Here is an 18657-nt window from a genome sequence, read left to right as displayed (position 1 = left end):
GTGCGTTGGATGCGCTCGCTACGCCTGGCCTAAAGCCTCAGGCCGAGCGATCGCGCAGGGCCCGGCTGAGCATCACGACCGGGATCAACCCCACCAACACCAAAGCCAGCGCGGGCAGGGCCGCCTCGCCCAGGCGCTCGTCGCGCGCCAGTTGGTAGGTCACCACGGCCAGGGTGTCACTGTTGAAGGGGCGCAGCACCAGGGTGGCGGGCAGCTCCTTCATCACGTCGACGAAGACCAGCAGGGTCGCCGCGATCAGCGGGCGGCGCAGCAGCGGGCCGTGCACGCGCGTCAGCAGGCCCCAGCCACCCGCGCCCAGCAGGCGCGCGCTGTCGTCCAGGCTGGGCGGGATGCGCGCGTAACCGCTTTGCACAGACTCCAGCGCCACGGCGGTGAAGCGCACCAGGTAAGCCCAGACGATGCCCAGCGAGGTGGCGGTGATCCAGTACGAGAGGCTGCTGTCCGGCCAGTGGGCCTGCACCCAGCCCACCGGCAGCAGCAGCCCCACCACCACCACGGCGCCGGGCACCGCATAGCCCAGGCCGGCGATGCGCGCCACGCCGCGCGTCAGCGGGTCGGGTCGGCGACGCAGCGCGAAGGCCAGCAGCAGGGCCACGGCCACGGCCAGCGCGGCCGCGATCAGGCCCAGGCGCACACTGTTGGCGGCCCAGCCGAGGAAACGGTCCCAGGGTAGATCGGCCCAATTGCCCAGCAGCGGGTGCAGCATGAAGAGCACGGGCGCGACAAAACCCATGACGATGGGCAGCGCGCAAACCAGCCAGACCGTCCACAGTCCCCAAGCGCGCCGGCCGCGGCCCGCCAAGCTGACCGGCCGCGCCTGCTCGCCCGAAGCCGCCGCGCCGCCGCGCCCCGTGACGAAACGCAGGCGCGCGCGAGAGCGCTGCTCCAGCCACAGCAGCACGGCGACCGCGCCCAGCAGCAGGGTGGCCAGCTGCGCGGCGGCGATGCGGTGGTCCATGGCGAGCCAGGCCTTGTAGATCCCCGCCGTGAAGGTCTGGATGCCGAAGTAGCTGGACACGCCGAAGTCGGCCAAGGTCTCCATCAGGGCCAGCGCCACGCCTGCGGCCACGGCGGGTCGCGCCAGTGGCAGCGCCACCATGCGCACGCGTGCGCGCAGCGGCGCGCCCAGCAGGCGGGCGGCCTCCATCAGGTGCGCGGCACGTTCGGCCAGCGCGGTGCGCGCCAGCAGGTAGACATAGGGGTACAAGGAAAACGTCAACACCCAGGCCGCGCCCCAGGTGTTGCGGATCTCGGGGAACATGCGGCCCTGGCCACCGGTCAGCGCCCGCAGACCCTGCTGAAAAGCACCGCTGTACTGCAGGAAGTCCGTGTAGGCGTAGGCCACCACATAGGCCGGCATGGCCAGCGGCAGCAGCAGCGCCCATTCAAAGAAGCGCCGGCCCGGGAAGTCGAACAGCGTGACGGCCGCCGCCGTGGCCAGGCCCACCATGGTCACGCCCAGGCCCACCAGCGCGCAGAGCAGCAACGTGGTCCCCACGTAACGCGGCAAAACGGAAGACGCCATCTCGCGCACCACGTCCAGCGCGCGCACGCCCTCCTCCAGACCGCCCACGCCCATCCAGCGCGTCAGGTCGCCCGGCCACCAGGCAGCGAACAGGGCCAGCACCGGTAGCATCAGCACCGCCGTGAGCCCCAGCATCAGCACCGGACGCAGCCAGGCCAGGCGACGGGACCAGGGGAAAGACGGGGAGAACAGGGGCACGGGGGAGAAGTTGGATGGAACGCAGAGGCTGGCTCGGGAATGACGCCGCAGGGGTTTGCGGCAATCCGCAGCAATTGAGAATTGTACGCATCTACAATGTTCGCCATGTTCCTGGAAGTCCTCGACCTCGATGTGCGTTACGCGGGTGCGCGCCAATCCGCCGTGCGCGGCGTGTCGCTGCAACTGAACGCGGGTGACATCGGCGTGCTGATCGGTCCCTCGGGCTGCGGCAAGACCACGCTGCTGCGCGCCGTCGCCGGCCTGGAGCAAGTCAACGGTGGCGAGATCCGCCTGCAGGGCCGCGTCGTCGGCAGCGCGGGCCAGCAACTGCCGCCCGAGGAACGCCGCATCGGCATGGTGTTCCAGGATTACGCGCTGTTCCCCCACCTGAGCGTCGCGCGCAACGTGGGCTTTGGCCTGGAACATCTCAAGCCCCGGCCAAGCGCCGCCGAACGCCAGGCCCGCGTGCGCGAAGTGCTGGCCCTGGTCGGTCTGGAAGGCTACGAGGCGCGCTACCCGCATGAACTCTCGGGCGGGCAACAGCAGCGCGTGGCCCTGGCCCGGGCGCTGGCGCCGCGGCCCCAGCTGCTGTTGCTGGACGAGCCCTTCTCCAACCTGGACGTGGACCTGCGCGAACGCCTGGCCCACGAGGTGCGCACCATCCTCAAGGCCGCGCAGGCGACGGCGCTGTTCGTCACGCACGATCAGTTGGAGGCTTTCGCGATCGGCGACCACATCGGCGTCATGCACGAAGGCCGCCTGCACCAGTGGGCCGACGCCTACACGCTCTACCACCGGCCGGCCACGCGTTTCGTGGCGGACTTCATCGGCCACGGTGTGTTCGCACCCGCGACGGTCAGCGAGGTCAACGGCCGCGTGGTCGTGCAGACGCCGCTGGGCGAGCTGAGCGAGGTGAACTCCAGCCACTTTGCCGACGCCCAGCCCGGCGAAGGCCGCGACATCCTGCTGCGCGCCGACGACATCGTGCACGACGACAGCGCGCCGGTGAAGGCCGAAATCCTGCGCAAGGCCTTCCGTGGCGCGGAATTCCTCTACACCCTGCGCCTGGCCAACGGCCAGACCGTGCTGGCCCACGTGCCCAGCCACCACGACCACAAAATCGGCGAATGGATCGGCATTCGGCCCGAGGTGGACCACGTGGTCACCTTCCCAGCCCGGGACTGAGGGCTGCCCCCCACAAAACGCGCGATGCTGCGCGGGCGCTTCACGAACTCAGGGCCGCGCCGCCTCGGTGAAGAAGCGGATGCGCTCGGCATCCGCCGGGTGGCTCGCCAGGGCGATGGGCGGGCCGCCTTCCTCGGGTGAACGGCGTGCAGGCTGGCGCGCGGCCATGCGCTCGAAGAACACCACCATGGCCTCGGGCGAGAGCCGGCTGGCGCGCATCAGGCGCACCGCCTCGGCATCGGCCTCGCGCTCTGCATGGCGTGAATAGTCCATCTGCACCAGCAGCAGCGGCACGGCGCCGAGCAGGCTGCTGAAGTCACCCACCACCACCGACGCCGCTGCCGAGGCCAGCGTCATCCGAACCAAGGCCTGCATGCCGTGGCGCAGGCGCACGTGGCCGTATTCGTGCCCGAGCACGCCGAGCAGGGCGTCGTCCCGCCCTTCCAGCAAGCTCACCAGCTCGTCGGTGACGATGATGTGGCCGCCCGGCAGTGCCAGCGCGTTGGCGCCGATGTGCCTGGGGCCGCCGCGTTTTCCCTTTTTGCCCTCGCCGTTTTGCGCAGCACGGTCTGCAGATTTGGCACCCGCGCGGAAATGCAGCGTCCACGACACGGGGGTCTCGTCCATTGCCCGCACGGCCTGGTCGAAGGCGGCGCGCAACTCCGCCTGGCGTTGCGCCGGCAAAGTGCTGGGCGCGAGTAAGTATGCGTCGAGATTGTCCAAGGCCGCCGCGCCCACGGCCTCATCCACCTGCGAGGGCAACACGCGCACGACCTGCACGGCAACCCAAGGCACACCCCAGCGGTAACCGGCAAACACCACCCCCACCAGCAGCGCCAGGGCCAGCAACACGCCCCGCCAATGCGACTGTGCACGCACGACCCAGCCGTCGTGATGTCCCAGCGCGGCGCGCCAGGCGTCGAAGGCGGCCGCATCCTGCGCCTGCAGCGAACCGCCCTGGGCGAGCAGGATGACGCGCTGCCCATGCCGCGTGCGCTCGGGCCATTGCACTTGCTTCAGTGGCCAGCGGCCCACTTCCACTTCACCCTCCGAGGCCAGCAGTTCGCGCTCGGCCACATGCAGGCGCACCGACCGGGGTCGGCCGCTCTGGCCGTTGAAGTACAGCGCACGTGTGGACGAGGAAGATGCAAAAGAGGGATCCGTGGACATGGCGTCAGTTGATGAAAGGCTTACAGACCGAAATCCAGGCCAAACAGATCACCCGCAGCATCACCCATGGCGGTAGTTGCATTCGCGCCCTGCGCGGCCACGAGTTCGTCCACGTTGACGGTGGCGAGCAAGGTCACGGACTCCAGCCGCAGACGGGCATTGGCCACCTTGGCAAAAGGGTGGTACAGCCCGACGGTGACCAAGGTCAGCAGCCAGTTCTTGAACCAGAGTTGGATCAACGCTCCTGCCGAGAGCGCGCTGCGAAAAGCCAGACCGGGGCTACGCGTGCCGTTCCACGTCAGGTTTTGCAGACGCGCGACGAAGTACCCGCCAATCACGCACAAAACCACCAGGTAGCCCCCCAACACCAGGGCAGTGATCGTCCACGGCATGGCAAAGGCACGGCTTTTCGTCAGGCCAAAGATCGCGAGCGCGCCGGCCAGAACAAGCAATGTGAAGTAGAGCAAGGCCATACCGCACAGGCGATAGAACTGACCTGCGCCGACATCGAACGCCGTCTGTTCATGGGCGATCGCCAAGTGCCCCTGCTGATAACGCCTATGCAGCCAGAACCCGGCGGGGATCAAGGCAAGACTCACCGGATAGGCCAGCAGAATCACAACCAGCGCGTGACTTTTGAGCACCTGGGAAGTCGAGCTGGCCAAAGTGACCCCGATGACAAACATCACCAGCACGGCGAACAGCAGCGCAAACGCGCCGTAAGCACCAGCACGCGTGCCGGTGAACCGCAGACGCAGGCCGCGCCATCCCGTACTGGCCAAACTGAATCGCAAGGAGGCATGCCACAAGGCAGGCCACCCCAGCATCAGGACTGCAAAAGCTACCAGACCGACGATCGGCGAGACTTTGCTCGCAATGTTGTACAGAAAGAGCAACAACGCCGCCAGGACATACCCCCGGAACATCGCCCAAGGCCTGCCGTGAAAAGACAAGGGGTGCCCACCCACCTCGGTCGCACCATAGAAATACTGCAGGCGCCGCGTCTTGGCGAAGGGGTAATAGAAACCAAGGGTCACCAGTGTCAGCAGGAGGTTGACGATCCAGATACGGAAATACTCACTGCCCGAACCGACGAAACGGATGCCCAGCTCGGCCGGGCCTTGCGCCACCGCTTGCGTGCCACCCGCTTTTTCCTGGATCTCTCTGATCTCTCTCACCGGCCCAGTCTTTTTAGACCGTTCCATCTCTTTGATCTCTTCTTCGAAACTCCGCATCTCGGCTTCTCCCTCCCTGTTTAAAGTGGATTCATTGTCTCTGGTGCGTTCCAGACCTCGGGCACCTGAATCCGAAACAGTCCGTAAGACTCTTCGGGATCTCGCGCATCCCACCCGCCCAGCGGGACTCAGCGGACTCCCTGCTCGCCATCGGGAGCCGGTCGATCACGCAGACGAATGACATCGTCGCGCAGCGCATCGGCCCAAGCGCGGCGGTCGCGCCCCTGCGCCGTCTGGGGCATGCCGAAGGTCACGCGCACCACCAGGCCCTTGGAACGGGCCGTGCGCCAGGCCGTGTCCAGCAGGGAATCGTCGCCGATGTAGCAGGGGGCAAGGCTGCGCTCGCCTTGGCCGTCCAGGAAATCGAGGGCCACGGGCTGCACGGGCGAGTCCGCGCTGATGGCGGCCTGCAGCAGATTGGCGTGGAAGGGCAGCAGGTCCTGACCATCGCTGGTGGTGCCTTCGGGAAAAACGGCCAGCACCTCGCCGGCACGCAGTCGATCGGCGATGTGGTGGACAACACGCATCGCGTCGCGGCGCGACTCGCGCTGGATGTACAGCGTGCCCGCGCCCGTCACCAGCCGACCCACCAGGGGCCAATCCTGGATGTCGGCCTTGGCGACGAAACGGCAGTATCGCGCCGCATGCAGACTCATGATGTCCAGCCAGGAGATGTGGTTGGACGCCAGCAAGAGCGGCCCCGGCGCCACCACGTCGCCCCGCACCTCCACGCGCAGGCCCAGATGGCGCAGCAGGGCACGCGCCCAGATCTGCACGCGCAGGGCGCGGCCTTCCTCATTCAGGCGCGGAAAACGCACGACGACGATGAACAGACCATGGAGCAGGTGCAAGAACGCACGGGCCAAACGCCAACTGGCGCGCAGCCCGGACACCTGGCCGGTTTTGCGTCGACGGCGGCCCGCTGGGCCCTCGCCGCGCCGGTCCGTCTGGACTTGCCTCGTCATGCGCCAAGTCTGTCTGTCGTCATTACGCACTGACCCATTCGCTCAGGCCTGCTGATAGGCGACCTGCCCGCCCACCACGGTGCAGCGCACGCGCCCAGGCAATTCGTATCCGGCGAAGGGCGTGTGCTTGCCCTGGCTGCGCAGGGATTCGGGCGTCACCGTCCAGGCAGCAGCGGGGTCGAAGACGCAGAGGTCTGCCACGCCGCCCACGCTGAGCTTGCCGATGCTGGCCTGCAGCGTGCCCAGGGCGCCGCCCAGCACCCGCGCGGGTTCACTGCTCAACACGGCGAGGGCGCGGCTCAGGCCACCCGAACCTGATTTGTCCAGGGTCTCGCCCCACTTCAGGGCCAGGCTCAGCAGCAACTCCACGCTGGTCGCACCCGGTTCGGCCTCGGCAAAGGGCAGCATCTTCGCGTCCTCGTCCACCGGGGTGTGGTCCGACACCAGGGCGTCGATGGTGCCGTCGGACAGCGCGGCGCGCAGGGCCTCGCGGTCGGCACTCTGGCGCAGCGGCGGCGTCAGGCGCGCGCGGCTGTCGAAATACCCGATGTCGGTATCGCACAGATGCAGGCTGTTGACGCTCACGTCGCAACTGACCGGCAGGCCCTCGGCCTTGGCCTGGCGCACCAGGGCCACGCCCGCCGCGCTGGAAATGCGGCACAGATGCACGCGGCAACCCGTGGCACGGACCAGTTCGAAGATCGTGTGCAAGGCGATGGTCTCGGCCGCGACGGGCACGCCGGACAGGCCCAGCCTGGTTGCCAAGGCACCGCTGGCAGCGACACCCTGGCCAAGATAATAATCATTGGGCCGCAACCAGACCGTGTAACCGAAGGTGGCGGCGTACAGCAGGGCACGTTGCAGCACCTGGGTGTTGAGCAGAGGCACATCAGCCTGGCCGAAGGCCACGCAGCCGGCTTCGGTCAGCTCGGCCATCTCGGTCAGGCTCTCGCCCTGCAGGCCACGTGTGAGCGCGCCGATGGGGAAGACGCGCGCCTGGTGCAGCTTCTCGGCGCGGAACTTCAGCATTTCCACCAGACCGGGCTCGTCCAGCACCGGGTCGGTGTCGGGCGGACAGGCCAGGCTGGTCACGCCGCCCGCGACGGCGGCGGCCATTTCGCTTTCCAGCATGCCCTCATGCTCGTGGCCGGGCTCGCGCAGGCGCACGGCCAAGTCCACCAGACCGGGCGCAACCACCATGCCGCGCGCGTCCACGACACGATCCGGCGAGAAATCGGCCGAGGCCGGGCCGAGGCCCACGATGCGTCCCGCCGCGATCGCCACATCGGCGATCCTGTCCGTCTTGCTGGCCGGGTCGATGACACGCCCGCCTTGAATCAACAGTTTCATGCGATGCCCTTGTTCCGACCGTCAGTTCGCCACATTGCCCGCGACGATGCTCATCACCGCCATGCGCACCGCGATGCCGAAGGTGACCTGCGGCAGGATGACGCTTTGCTTGCCGTCCACCACCGCCGAGGCGATCTCCACACCCCGGTTGATGGGGCCGGGGTGCATGACGATGGCGTCGGGCTTGGCGAGTTGCAGCTTCTCGGGCGTGAGACCGAAGCTCTTGAAGAATTCCTGGCTGCTGGGCAGCAACGCGCCGCTCATGCGCTCGTTCTGCAAGCGCAGCATGATGACCACGTCGCAGTCCTTGATGCCTTCTTCCAGGGTGTGGCAGACGCGCACGCCCATGGGCGCCATGGTGGCGGGCACCAGGGTCTTGGGGCCAACCACGCGCACCTCGGCGCAGCCCAGCGTGGTCAGCGCGTGGATGTCGGAGCGCGCCACGCGCGAATGCAGCACATCCCCGACAACGGCCACCGTGAGGTTGCTGAAATCTTTCTTGTAGTGCCGGATGGTGTACATGTCCAGCAGGCCCTGCGTGGGGTGGGCGTGCCGTCCGTCGCCCGCGTTGACCACGTGCACATGCGGCGCGACATGCTGGGCGATCAGGTAGGGCGCGCCCGATTCGCTGTGCCGCACGACGAAGAGGTCCGCCGCCATGGCGCTCAGGTTGGCGATGGTGTCAAGCAGGCTCTCGCCCTTGCTGGCCGAGGAACGCGCGATGTCGAGGTTGATAACGTCGGCCGACAGGCGCGTGGCAGCGATCTCGAAGGTGGTGCGGGTGCGGGTGCTGTTTTCGAAGAAGAGGTTGAACACGCTCTTGCCGCGCAGCAGCGGCACCTTCTTCACCTCGCGGTCACTCACGCTGACGAAATTCGCGGCCGTGTCCAGGATGTGCGTGAGGATGTCGCGCGGCAGCCCTTCGGTGGAAAGCAGGTGGATCAGCTCGCCGTTCTTGTTGAGTTGGGGGTTGCGGTGTTTCATGGTCGTTGTTGCGGCCCGGGCGGGTGTGCGTCGGCGCTCAGGCGCTTTCCACGCGGAAGCTGAAGCGGCCGTCGTCACCGCGCGCCAGTTGCAGCAGGCGGTCGTCCGGCAGACTGACGCGCGCGGCGGCGTAGTCGGCGGCCACGGGCAGCTCGCGCCCGCCCCGGTCCACCAGCACGGCCAGTTGCACGACTCCTGGGCGGCCGTAATCGAACAGTTCGTTGAGCACGGCGCGGATGGTACGCCCGGTGTAGAGCACGTCGTCCAGCAACAGGATGCGCGCCTCGTTCACCTCGAAGGGCAGCACGGTCTGGGCAGAATTGCTCAAGCCCCGGCGCGCGAAATCGTCGCGGTGCATGGCCGACGAAATCACGCCATGGCGACCTTCGAGCTGCAGGTCCGCCTGCAGGCGCTCGGCCAGCCAGGCGCCGCCGGACGTGACACCGACCAGGCGGGTCTGCGGCGTGACCAAGCTGCGCACGCCCTTGAGCAGCTCGCGGTAGAGGGCTTCCGCGTCCAGGAAAAGCGCCCCCACGCTGGCCACTTCGTGCGCTGCGCTGCCCCCCGAAGGCGCACCCGCTGGCTTGGCGCGGCTCGGCGCCGCGCTCGATCCACCGTCGCTGTTCATTCGATACTCCTCAAAAACTGTTCCAGGATGATGCAGGCCGCGCCCGCGTCGGCATCGAAACGCTTGCCACCGCCGCCCTCGGCGATCGCTTCGGTCGTGCTGTAGCGCTCATCGACCTCGTGCACCGGCAGGCCGAAGCGGCCGCGCAGCTGGCGCGCGAACTTGCGGGCACGTTCGGTATTGTCGTGCGCGGCGCCGTCGGGGTGGAAGGGCACGCCCACCACCAGCGCGTCCGGCCGCCATTCCCGGATGCGCGCCGCGATCTGCGTGAAGCGCGCGTCCCCCTCGGCCCGGATGGTGGCCTGGGGCTGGGCCTGCTTCAACAGACGGTTGCCCACGGCCACGCCCGTGCGCTTGAGGCCGAAATCCAGCGCCAGGAAGGTCTGCTGCACGGAGGGGACCAGGGTCGTGGCATCCATGTCAACCTTGCCTGCGCGCCAGAAGCCCAAGCGGGGAACGCCGTAGAACCGGCTTTGCCGGGCTACGGCTACTGGCGTTGCCCCCTGCCAGGGGCTGAGGGCTGCGGCTCCAAGCCTGCCTGCGCAGGCTTGGACCGACCGAAGCGCCCGCGCCTCTGGCACCGGCACGTGGGGCGAAGCGACACGAAGCGCGCGCAGCCAGGGTGTGTGTCATGTCACGCGTGCCCCGCGTCGGGCGACAGCGTCCAGGCTTCCAGGCCCAGCAGGGCCAGTGCCTTTTCGTAGCGTTTTTCGACGGGTGTCTCGAAGATCAGCGCGAGCATGCGCGTGGAGTCGGCCTGCACGGTGAGCCAGCTGTTCTCGCCAATCTCGGATTCCAGCTGCCCCTGCGCCCAAGCCGAGTAGCCCAGCGAGATGAACACGCGCTGTGGGCCCGCGCCATTGGCCAGCGCCTCCAGCACGTCGCGTGAGGTGGTCATTTCCAGCGCGGCGCCAGGAATCACCAGGGTGGAGGCGTAGACCGCGTCGGAGGGGCCCCCTTCGTTGTCCTCGCTTTTTTCGCCGCTGTTGTCCCCGTGGTCCCGCGCCTCGCCCTCGTGGTTCACGCGGGCATGGGCTGCGGCGGGGCGGGTCTCGCCCGCCTGCGGGACCACCGCCCACGCCAGGGGCGCTTCGACGCCCGGGCTCAGCGCGTCATGCAGCACGAAGCCGCGCTCGGTCTGCACCGGCCCGCCCTGGAACACGGGCGTGTCCCGGAGGTCGGCACGGCCCAGGGGCAAGTCAACCTTGTCGAACAGGTTCTTCAGCGTGATGTCGGTGGGCTTGTTGATCATCAGCCCCAGGGCACCGCGATCGCTGTGCTCGCAAAGGTAGACCACGCTCTTGGCGAAGAAGGCATCGCCCAGGCCGGGCATGGCAATCAGGAAATGATTCGTCAGGTTGATGCTGTCTGCAGGGGAGCGATCGTGGGCCATGCCCGGATTTTAGTGGGCCGGGTTGCAGGCATCGACGGGCATCGCCCGGTCTCGGCCACGCGCCAGCGCTATCGGCCGCCCTCGCCCTCGTCGTCCAGCTCGCGCAGGTCTTCTTCCAGTTCGCCCAAAGCCTCCTGCAGATGGCGTTGCACGGTGGCGATCTCCTTGAGCGCCTCGGGCGGCAAGCCCGCGGACTTCAGGTAGCTGCGCAGGCGCTCCAGCATCAGGTCCAACTCGTGCAGACCGCCGTGCACCTCGTCCACCCGCGCTTCCAGGCGCTGGCGCAGCGGCAGGGGAGACGAGACCGGCGCCCCGCCTGCCGCATCGATGACGGAGCTTGCATCGGGAATCGGGGCGTAGCCCCATTCATGGTGTTGGACAGAATGCGGCGCGGCGCCACTCGGCGGGGCGGATGAAAACAGATCGGGCTCGTTCGACGCCGGGCCCTGCGGATCGAATGAACCCGAAGCCTGTGCGTCCGCCGACGCCAGGACCGCGGAGGGCGACGCGGGCGCCAGCAGCACCGGCGCCTCGATGCCGGCGGCGGCGGCCAGTTCATCCAGCAGGCCGGGCTCTGGCATCTTGAGTTCACCAGCCGTCAGTTGGTGCAGCAGGTAACGGATGTCCTCCGCGGCCAGCAGGAAGATGCGCGCGGCCTCGGTCGCGGGCACCTGCAACTCGCGCTCGCCACGCAGCTGCGTCATGGCCTGTTCCAAGGTGCGCGCGAGCGTGGCAATGGCTTGCAGCCCCAGGCCCTCGGCGCTGCCCGCCAGGGCGTGCGCGAGCGCGAGCAGGTTGACCGGCAGGGCACGACGCACCTGGTGACCCAGGTCCAGCGACCATTCATTCAAGCCAGCGCTGAGCAGGCGCGACCACTCGTCCGCCTCGTTCAGGAACGCCTTGTAGTCGGCCAGCGGCAGGCGCAAGGGACCGACCTGCTTGAACCGCGCTTCACCGTCCACGAAACGGGTCTGCCTGAACGGCTGCGGCTCGCTCAAGTCGGCGGCGACCGCCGTGTCGGCCGCGGGCTTGAGCACCGCCAAGTCCGGCACGGGTTCGTCCGGCATCGGGTCCGCATCAGTGGCGGACTCTGAAGACAGTGATGAAGGCGCCGACGACGCCAAGGCCATGGCGGCTTGCCGCAGGGCTTCGACCAGCGGTTCGGGCGCACGGCCCGAGGCCACGTCCTCCACCCACAGGCCGATCTGGTGCAGCGCTTCCAGGGCCAGGTGCAGCACTTCCGGGCGTGCGTTGCCCCCACCCGCCCCGGACAGAAAGGGCAGCAGGACGTCCACGGCCTCGGCCAGTTCCCCCGCCTGGGCCAGGCCGGCCGCCTGTTCCCGGGTCGCGGCCTGGGCCAGTTGCGTGAAGGCCTGAACCAGAGGCCCGTCCCCCTCGCCTTCGGCGGTCGCTTCGGCCCCGGGAGCCGTGTCGAACATGCCGGCCAGTTGGGCTGCCACGACATCCAGCCCGGCATGGACGGCCTCGCGTGCGGCGGTCAGAAAGGCTTCCGGTCCCTGTTCATCCGCCAGGGCCTGGGTCAGCACGGAGACAGCGTCCCTGGGCGGGGCATCGAAGGACGCGATGCCGGTGGGCGGGTCGGACGCCTCGCCTTCTTCGCGGTCGGCCCAGGGGACCTCGACGGGAGGCACCTGCGCGTCCTCGTCCGCGTTGAAGGCCGGTTGCCTTGCAAGGTCGGTCTCGGTCTCAGGTTCAGGTTCGGCACCCGATGCCGGCGCCATGCCCGGGTCGAACTCGGAGCGGCTCGCGTCCGCGGCCCGTTCCAGTGGCTCGTCCAGTTCGTGTGGGTTCTGCGGCGCGTCGCCGCCGAGCTGCGCGGTTTCGAGGGGCGGGAAGGGATCGACCTGTTCCAGCGACTGCGGGTCGTCGGACGCCGTCGCTGGCGCTTCGGTGGCCCAGACGGGTTCCGGCCGGGACACCATGGGCGACACCACCGGCAAGGAGACCGGTGGCGAAGACTGGAAGGGATGGCCCTCATGCTCCAGTTCGTACAAGGTCTGGAAGACGGATTCGGTGGGCGCGGGCAGGCCCAGCAACTCGGCCATCCAGGGCTGGAAGGGCTCGGCAGGCTGGTCCACGCCGCTCTCGGCCACGTCCACCGCACGGTCAATGCGCAGCGCCAGCAGATCGCTGCGCTCCTGTTTGAGCATGTCTTCCGCGGGGTCGAGGTCTTCGTAGGCCGCGTCCAGGAAGCACAAGGCCAGATCGACCTCGGTCGCCAGCCGCGCGCCGGACAGCGAGGGCCGCCAGGAGGCGGCACGGGCAATGTAGTCGGCGGCCTGCAGCAGGGCGCGCACCAGCTCGCGCCGCTCGGGTTGCAGGGTCAGCAGGGACACGCCCAGTTGGCTGAACAGCGCGGTGAGGGCTTCGAAGCGCTGGTTGTCCGGGATGCTGTTGGGATAGAGCAGGTCCGGCTCGGTGTTGAAGCCGGCCCAACCTTCGAGCGCGGCGCGGATGCGCTGACGCGCCTGCGCCAGCGCGGTGGGATCGAAGCGACCATAGCGCTGCGCTTCGTAGTTGACGGGCTGGGCGTCGCCGAGACCGTAGATGCGACGCACCGTGGCCAGCACAGGCGCGGCCTGCACGGCGGTCAGCAGATTGGGGGGCGCGGCCTGTGCACAGAAAAAAAGCAGGTCCTGCGCCAGGCCATCGGCCACGGCCACGGCGCCCCCGGCCCCGGACTGGTCCCGCGAAAAGGCGCTGTACTGCAGCAGCACGCGGCTGGCCGTGCGCTTGACGTAGACATCGGCCGCGATCAACTCCAGCGCCAGCGCCTCGAAATAGGCGGACGCGAGTTGCCAGAAGGCACGCCGTGGGCGCTGGGTCTCGCCCGCGGCCACGCCCAGGGTGATGTCGCGCAGCGGCAGCGCCGCCGCGCCGCCACCAGCCTTGACCATCTGCAGCAGGGCCGTGTCCATGCGCGAGCGCAGCGCGGGCGCGTAGGCCAGCGGCTCGGCCTTGAGGGCGGCGCGCGCGGCGTTGTCGACCCGCGTGCCATCGATCCAGGCCCAGGCGTGTTGGGACCCGCCCGGGGCGTCCGCGGAACGCGCGGCTACCGGGGCGCCCTCCAGCGGAAATTCCACCGTTGGCGCCGGGCGCATCGCCGCCTGAGGCGGTGTCCAGAGTTCGGCCGGATGCACCCGCTCCTCGCCGAGCAGCATCAACAATTCACGGTATTGGGGAAAGAGCGCCACGGCCGAGACCTGCTTGCCCCGCGCAAGCGCGGCCAGGTGTTCGATCACCGCGTCGCTGGCGCGCTCCACGGCGGCGGCCGAAGCCTCGCTCAGAGCCTGCGGGTGCGCGGCGTAGCTCTGCACCAATGACGCCATGGCATAGAGCAGCTTGGCGGAGCCGCTGAAAGGCTCAAGGGCCGTGGCGCAGCGCAACAGGCGATCGCGCACATCCGGCAGGAGCGAGGCTTCAGGCGCCACGCCCCCGGTCGCGCGCTCATGCAGCAGTCGGCGCAGCGCACGGCCCGCCGCGTCCAGCGTGACGCGCAGTTCTTCCTGCAGGACGGCGCTGGGAATCGACGGCATGGCGGATGGGCGTCCTTTCTGACTCGGGCGGTGCTTGGGGCGTCAAGGGAAATCCGTGGGCCGGATTGTCGCCGCTACGCCGCCCGTGGCGCGGGTCAGATCTGCACCATCTCGAAATCTTCCTTGCGCGCGCCGCATTCCGGGCAGGTCCAGTTCATGGGAACGTCGGCCCAGGCGGTGCCCGGGGCAATGCCGTGCTCAGGATCGCCCAGGGCTTCGTCGTACATCCAGCCGCAGATCAGGCACATCCAGGTTTTGTTGTTCTCACTCACAGCTTGCAACTTTCTCTCTATAGAATTGAATGACGAAACGCGCGAGAGCCGCTGACCTGTTTCAACTTACCCACCAAGGTAAGCGCGACAGCCGCAACCTTCACGCACTATTCTGCCTGATGAACTTCACAGGTCAGCCATGCAAATCCCCGACACAGACACCCGCGCACAAGACCAGGACCTGGGCGAACACCAGCCACCGTGCGTGCTGGTGTTCAACGCCAACGACCCAAGCGGAGCTGGTGGCCTGTCGGCCGACATCACCGCCATGGCCTCGGTGGGCGCGCATGCCCTGCCCGTGCTGACGGGCGCCTACGCGCGCGACACAGCCACGACCTTCGACCACTATCCGCTGGACGAAGAGGCCGTGGCCGAACAGGCGCGCGCGCTGCTCGAAGACGTGCAAGTGCAAACGATCAAGGTCGGGTTCGCGGGCACGCCCGAGAACCTGAGCACCATCGCCGAAATCGCGAGCGACTACGCCGAGACGCCCCTGATCGCCTACATGCCCAATCTATCGTGGTGGAACGAAGTGCAGATTGATCTGTATCAAGACGCCTTCGCCGAGCTGCTCCTGCCACAGACCACCATCCTCGTGGGCAACCACAGCACGCTGTGGCGCTGGTTGCTGCCGGACTGGGAAGGCGACAAGACCCCCAGCGCGCGCGACATCGCCCGCGCCGCGGGCGAGCATGGCTCGGCTTATGTGCTGGTGACGGGTATTCCGGTGATCGACCCATCCAACCCGGCCGAGCAACAGATCGACAACGTGCTGGCTTCGCCCGAGAGCGTGCTGGGCAGCCTGAAATTCGAGCGCTTCGAAGCCTCTTTCACGGGCGCGGGCGACACGCTGAGTGCCGCGCTGACCGCCCTGCTGGCCTCGGGCAACGACCTGGACGAAGCCTTCACCGAGGCGCTGGCCTACCTGGACCAGGCCCTGGACGCGGGCTTTCGCCCCGGCATGGGCCTGGTCATCCCCGACCGCATGTTCTGGGCCCAGGGCGACGTCGACATGGGCGAGATCGACGAAATCGCCGACGAACGCTCCGACGACATGCTGGACCTGCCGCCCCACGGCACCCGGCACTGAGCACCGGCGCCCATCACCTCACCCCGCACCTGCATCGCATCCGCGCCAGTTTTCGTTCCCGTTTCTGCCCGCCATCATGTCCAGTTCCACGAACCCCGCCAGCCTCAACACCACCCTGTTCGAACGCGCCAAGCGTGTCATCCCCGGCGGTGTCAACTCGCCCGTGCGGGCCTTCCGCGCCGTGGGCGGCACGCCGCGCTTCATCGCCCGCGCCCAGGGCGCCTATATGTGGGACGCGGACGGCCAACAGTACATCGACTACATCGGCTCCTGGGGCCCGATGATCCTGGGCCACGGCCATCCCGCCGTGCTGGACGCCGTGCAAAAAGCCGCGACCGAGGGCTTCTCCTTCGGCGCGCCCACCGAGCGCGAGATCGAACTCGCCGAGGAAATCCTCAAGCACGTGCCCTCGATGGAAATGCTGCGTCTGGTCAGCAGCGGCACCGAGGCGGGCATGAGCGCCATCCGCCTGGCGCGCGGCGCGACGAACCGCCCCAAGATCATCAAGTTCGAAGGCTGCTACCACGGCCACGCGGATTCGCTGCTGGTCAAGGCCGGCTCGGGCCTCGCCACCTTCGGCCACCCGACCAGCGCGGGTGTGCCGCCCGAGGTGGTGCAGCACACCCTGGTGCTCGAATACAACAACGTTCAGCAGATCGAGGAAGCCTTCGCCCTGCATGGCCCGGACATCGCCTGCATCATCATCGAGCCCATTGCGGGCAATATGAACTTCGTGCGCGCCAGCCTTGATTTCATGAAGCGTTGCCGCGAACTCTGCACCCAGCATGGCGCGCTGCTCATCCTTGATGAAGTGATGACGGGCTTCCGCGTCGCGCTCGGCAGTGCGCAGAGCCTCTATGCGAAAGCCATCCCGGGGTTCCAACCCGACCTCACCGTGCTCGGCAAGGTCATCGGCGGCGGCATGCCGCTGGCGGCCTTCGGCGGCCCGCGCGCCATCATGGAACAGATGGCCCCGCTGGGCCCCGTCTACCAGGCCGGGACGCTCAGCGGCAACCCTGTCGCCACGGCCTGCGGCCTGGCCACGCTCAAGGAAATCGCCAAGCCCGGCTTCTACGCATCACTCGCGAAGAAAACGCGCAGCCTCGTCGACGGCCTGCAGGCCGCCGCGACCCAGGCTGGCGTACCTTTCGTGAGCGACAGCGAAGGCGGCATGTTCGGCTTCTTCCTGCTGCCCCAACTGCCACAGAACTACACCCAGGTCATGAAGACCGAAAGCGCCAAGTTCAATGCGCTCTTCCACGGTCTGCTGGATCGGGGGGTCTACATCGCGCCGGCGCTGTACGAGGCGGGGTTCGTGAGCGCGGCGCACAGCGAGGCGGACATTGCGGCCACCGTTGGCGCGGCAGCCGAGGTGTTCAAGTCCATGCGCTAAAGCCGACATCTTCGACCAACAAAAAAACGACCCTGAGGTCGCTTTTTTTGTTTCTTCCGAGGCGGTACGGCTCAATGCCTGAAATGCCGCACGCCCGAAAACACCATGGCGATACCGCGCTCGTTCGCCGCGTCGATGACCTCCTGGTCGCGCATGCTGCCGCCCGGCTGAATAACGCAGGTGGCGCCGGCCTCGGCCACCACATCCAGGCCATCGCGGAAGGGGAAGAAGGCATCGCTGGCCACGGCCGTGCCCTTGAGGCTCAGGCCCGCATGTTCGGCCTTGATGCTGGCAATGCGCGCGCTGTCCAGGCGGCTCATCTGGCCCGCGCCCACGCCCATGGTCATGCCGCCGCTGCAGAAAACGATGGCGTTGCTCTTGACGAACTTGGCCACCTTCCAGGCGAAGAGCAGGTCTTCGATCTGCTGCGGGGTCGGCGCGAGTTTCGTCACGACCTTGAGGTCCTCACGCTGGAGCTCATGGTTGTCGGCGGTCTGGATCAGCAGGCCCGAACCGACGCGCTTGACGTCGTGGCTGTTGAGGCCACGCTCCCAGGCGGTCTTGCCGTCGCGCTTGACACCGTCGAGCGCGATGTCGAGCACGCGCACATTGACCTTGCTCTTGAAGATCTCCAGCGCCTCGAGTGTGTAGCCAGGCGCCATCAGCACTTCGACAAAATGCTTGTTGGCCACGGTGATCTCTCTCGCCACCGCACCGTCCACCGTGCGATTGAATGCCAGGATGCCGCCGAAGGCGCTGGTGGGGTCGGTCTTGAAGGCCTTGCCGTAGGCCTCCAGCGCATCCTTGCCCACGGCCACGCCGCAGGGGTTGGCGTGCTTGACGATCACGCAGGCCGGCGTGTCAAAGGTCTTGACACATTCCCAAGCCGCGTCGGCATCGGCGATGTTGTTGTAGCTCAGCTCCTTGCCCTGCAACTGCTTGGCCGTGACGAGTGAGCCGGGCGCGGGGTAGAGGTCGCGGTAGAAAGCGGCGGTCTGGTGCGGGTTCTCGCCATAGCGCAGGTCTTGCAGCTTGATGAAATTGCTGTTGGCTTGGCCCGCATACTCGGCAGGTGCGGCGGGCTGGCCGGTGTCCCCGAGATTGACCGATGACAGGTAATTGCTGATGGCCGCGTCGTAGTTGGCGATGCGGTTGTAGGCGGCCACGCTCAGGGCGAACTTGGTTTTGTGCGTGATGCCACCGGCCTTCAGCTCGGCCAGCACACCGGCGTACTGGCCGGCATCGGTGAGCACGGCCACGTCCTTCCAGTTCTTGGCCGCGCTGCGCACCATGGCCGGACCGCCGATGTCGATGTTCTCGATCGCGTCCTCCAGCGTGCACCCCGGCTTGGCCACCGTCGCCTCGAAGGGATAGAGATTGACGGCCAGGATATCGATGCGCGTGATGCCGTGCTGCCGCATGGCCGCCATGTGCTCGGGCAAGTCGGCGCGCGCCAGCAAGCCACCGTGAATTTTCGGGTGCAGGGTCTTGACGCGGCCGTCCAGCATTTCAGGAAAACCCGTGTGCTCGGCCACCTCGGTCACGGGCAGGCCGGCATCGGCCAGCAGCTTGGCGGTGCCGCCGGTGGAGAGCAGCTTGACGCCGAGCTGGTTCAGCGCCTTGGCGAATTCGAGGATGCCGGTCTTGTCGGAAACGGAAAGCAGTGCTTGCATGGTGTCTATCAATCAGTT

General features: G+C 67.8%; 15 protein-coding genes. 3 read left to right on the top strand and 12 right to left on the bottom strand.

What is annotated here, in order from left to right; all coding sequences use genetic code 11:
* Positions 1–37 precede the first annotated feature (37 nt).
* Positions 38–1681 (bottom strand): ABC transporter permease, encoded by a 1644-nt coding sequence (locus tag DW355_RS05575; protein ID WP_131282350.1) that lies wholly within the window; start codon positions 1679–1681, stop codon positions 38–40.
* A gap of 168 nt (positions 1682–1849) precedes the next feature.
* Between DW355_RS05575 and DW355_RS05570 the strand changes: the two genes are divergently transcribed.
* Positions 1850–2929: an ABC transporter ATP-binding protein gene (locus tag DW355_RS05570; protein ID WP_131278326.1), complete on the top strand. Its 1080-nt coding sequence runs from the start codon at positions 1850–1852 to the stop codon at positions 2927–2929.
* Between the two features lie 48 nt (positions 2930–2977).
* On the opposite strand, the gene DW355_RS05565 is transcribed toward DW355_RS05570, so the two are convergent.
* From DW355_RS05565 to DW355_RS05520, 10 genes are all read right to left on the bottom strand, one after another.
* A complete protein-coding gene (locus DW355_RS05565; protein ID WP_131278325.1) occupies positions 2978–4099 on the bottom strand; it encodes a M48 family metallopeptidase in 1122 nt (373 codons plus the stop codon).
* A 20-nt stretch (positions 4100–4119) separates the two neighbouring features.
* A complete protein-coding gene (locus tag DW355_RS05560) occupies positions 4120–5277 on the bottom strand; it encodes a YjgN family protein (RefSeq protein WP_165493128.1) in 1158 nt (385 codons plus the stop codon).
* A gap of 185 nt (positions 5278–5462) precedes the next feature.
* Positions 5463–6299: a lysophospholipid acyltransferase family protein gene (locus tag DW355_RS05555; RefSeq protein WP_131278323.1), complete on the bottom strand. Its 837-nt coding sequence runs from the start codon at positions 6297–6299 to the stop codon at positions 5463–5465.
* Between the two features lie 42 nt (positions 6300–6341).
* The gene (locus tag DW355_RS05550; RefSeq protein ID WP_131278322.1) at positions 6342–7649 is read right to left on the bottom strand and encodes a dihydroorotase; all 1308 of its coding nucleotides are present in this window, start codon (positions 7647–7649) and stop codon (positions 6342–6344) included.
* Positions 7650–7670: 21 nt separating this feature from the next.
* Complete coding sequence (locus DW355_RS05545; RefSeq protein WP_131278321.1) at positions 7671–8633, bottom strand: aspartate carbamoyltransferase catalytic subunit; 963 nt, start codon at positions 8631–8633, stop codon at positions 7671–7673.
* Between the two features lie 37 nt (positions 8634–8670).
* Positions 8671–9261 (bottom strand): bifunctional pyr operon transcriptional regulator/uracil phosphoribosyltransferase PyrR, encoded by a 591-nt coding sequence (gene pyrR / locus DW355_RS05540; RefSeq protein ID WP_431733216.1) that lies wholly within the window; start codon positions 9259–9261, stop codon positions 8671–8673.
* A complete protein-coding gene (ruvX, locus tag DW355_RS05535; RefSeq protein WP_131278320.1) occupies positions 9258–9680 on the bottom strand; it encodes a Holliday junction resolvase RuvX in 423 nt (140 codons plus the stop codon). The genes pyrR and ruvX overlap by 4 nt, the downstream gene beginning before the upstream one ends.
* Before the next feature lie 215 nt (positions 9681–9895).
* Positions 9896–10654 carry a YqgE/AlgH family protein gene (locus DW355_RS05530; RefSeq protein ID WP_131278319.1) on the bottom strand — a complete coding sequence of 253 codons (759 nt, stop codon included), beginning with the start codon at positions 10652–10654 and terminating at the stop codon, positions 9896–9898.
* A gap of 68 nt (positions 10655–10722) precedes the next feature.
* Positions 10723–14211 (bottom strand): Hpt domain-containing protein, encoded by a 3489-nt coding sequence (locus DW355_RS05525; RefSeq protein WP_131278318.1) that lies wholly within the window; start codon positions 14209–14211, stop codon positions 10723–10725.
* A 95-nt stretch (positions 14212–14306) separates the two neighbouring features.
* The gene (locus DW355_RS05520) at positions 14307–14459 is read right to left on the bottom strand and encodes a rubredoxin (protein ID WP_131282344.1); all 153 of its coding nucleotides are present in this window, start codon (positions 14457–14459) and stop codon (positions 14307–14309) included.
* A gap of 163 nt (positions 14460–14622) precedes the next feature.
* Between DW355_RS05520 and thiD the strand changes: the two genes are divergently transcribed.
* Both thiD and hemL read left to right on the top strand, forming a co-directional pair.
* Entirely contained in the window at positions 14623–15573 is a 951-nt protein-coding gene (thiD, locus tag DW355_RS05515; RefSeq protein ID WP_131278317.1) for a bifunctional hydroxymethylpyrimidine kinase/phosphomethylpyrimidine kinase, read from the top strand.
* Positions 15574–15649: 76 nt separating this feature from the next.
* Positions 15650–16966: a glutamate-1-semialdehyde 2,1-aminomutase gene (hemL, locus tag DW355_RS05510; RefSeq protein ID WP_131278316.1), complete on the top strand. Its 1317-nt coding sequence runs from the start codon at positions 15650–15652 to the stop codon at positions 16964–16966.
* Positions 16967–17037: 71 nt separating this feature from the next.
* Here the strand turns inward: hemL and purH are convergent, their stop codons facing one another.
* Positions 17038–18639 carry a bifunctional phosphoribosylaminoimidazolecarboxamide formyltransferase/IMP cyclohydrolase gene (gene purH, locus DW355_RS05505; RefSeq protein ID WP_131278315.1) on the bottom strand — a complete coding sequence of 534 codons (1602 nt, stop codon included), beginning with the start codon at positions 18637–18639 and terminating at the stop codon, positions 17038–17040.
* Positions 18640–18657: the final 18 nt, after the last annotated feature.

It is taken from the genome of Hylemonella gracilis, assembly GCF_004328645.1.
Classification (GTDB): Bacteria; Pseudomonadota; Gammaproteobacteria; order Burkholderiales; family Burkholderiaceae_C; genus Hylemonella; species Hylemonella gracilis_B.
This window is presented reverse-complemented; position numbering and strand designations above follow the sequence as displayed.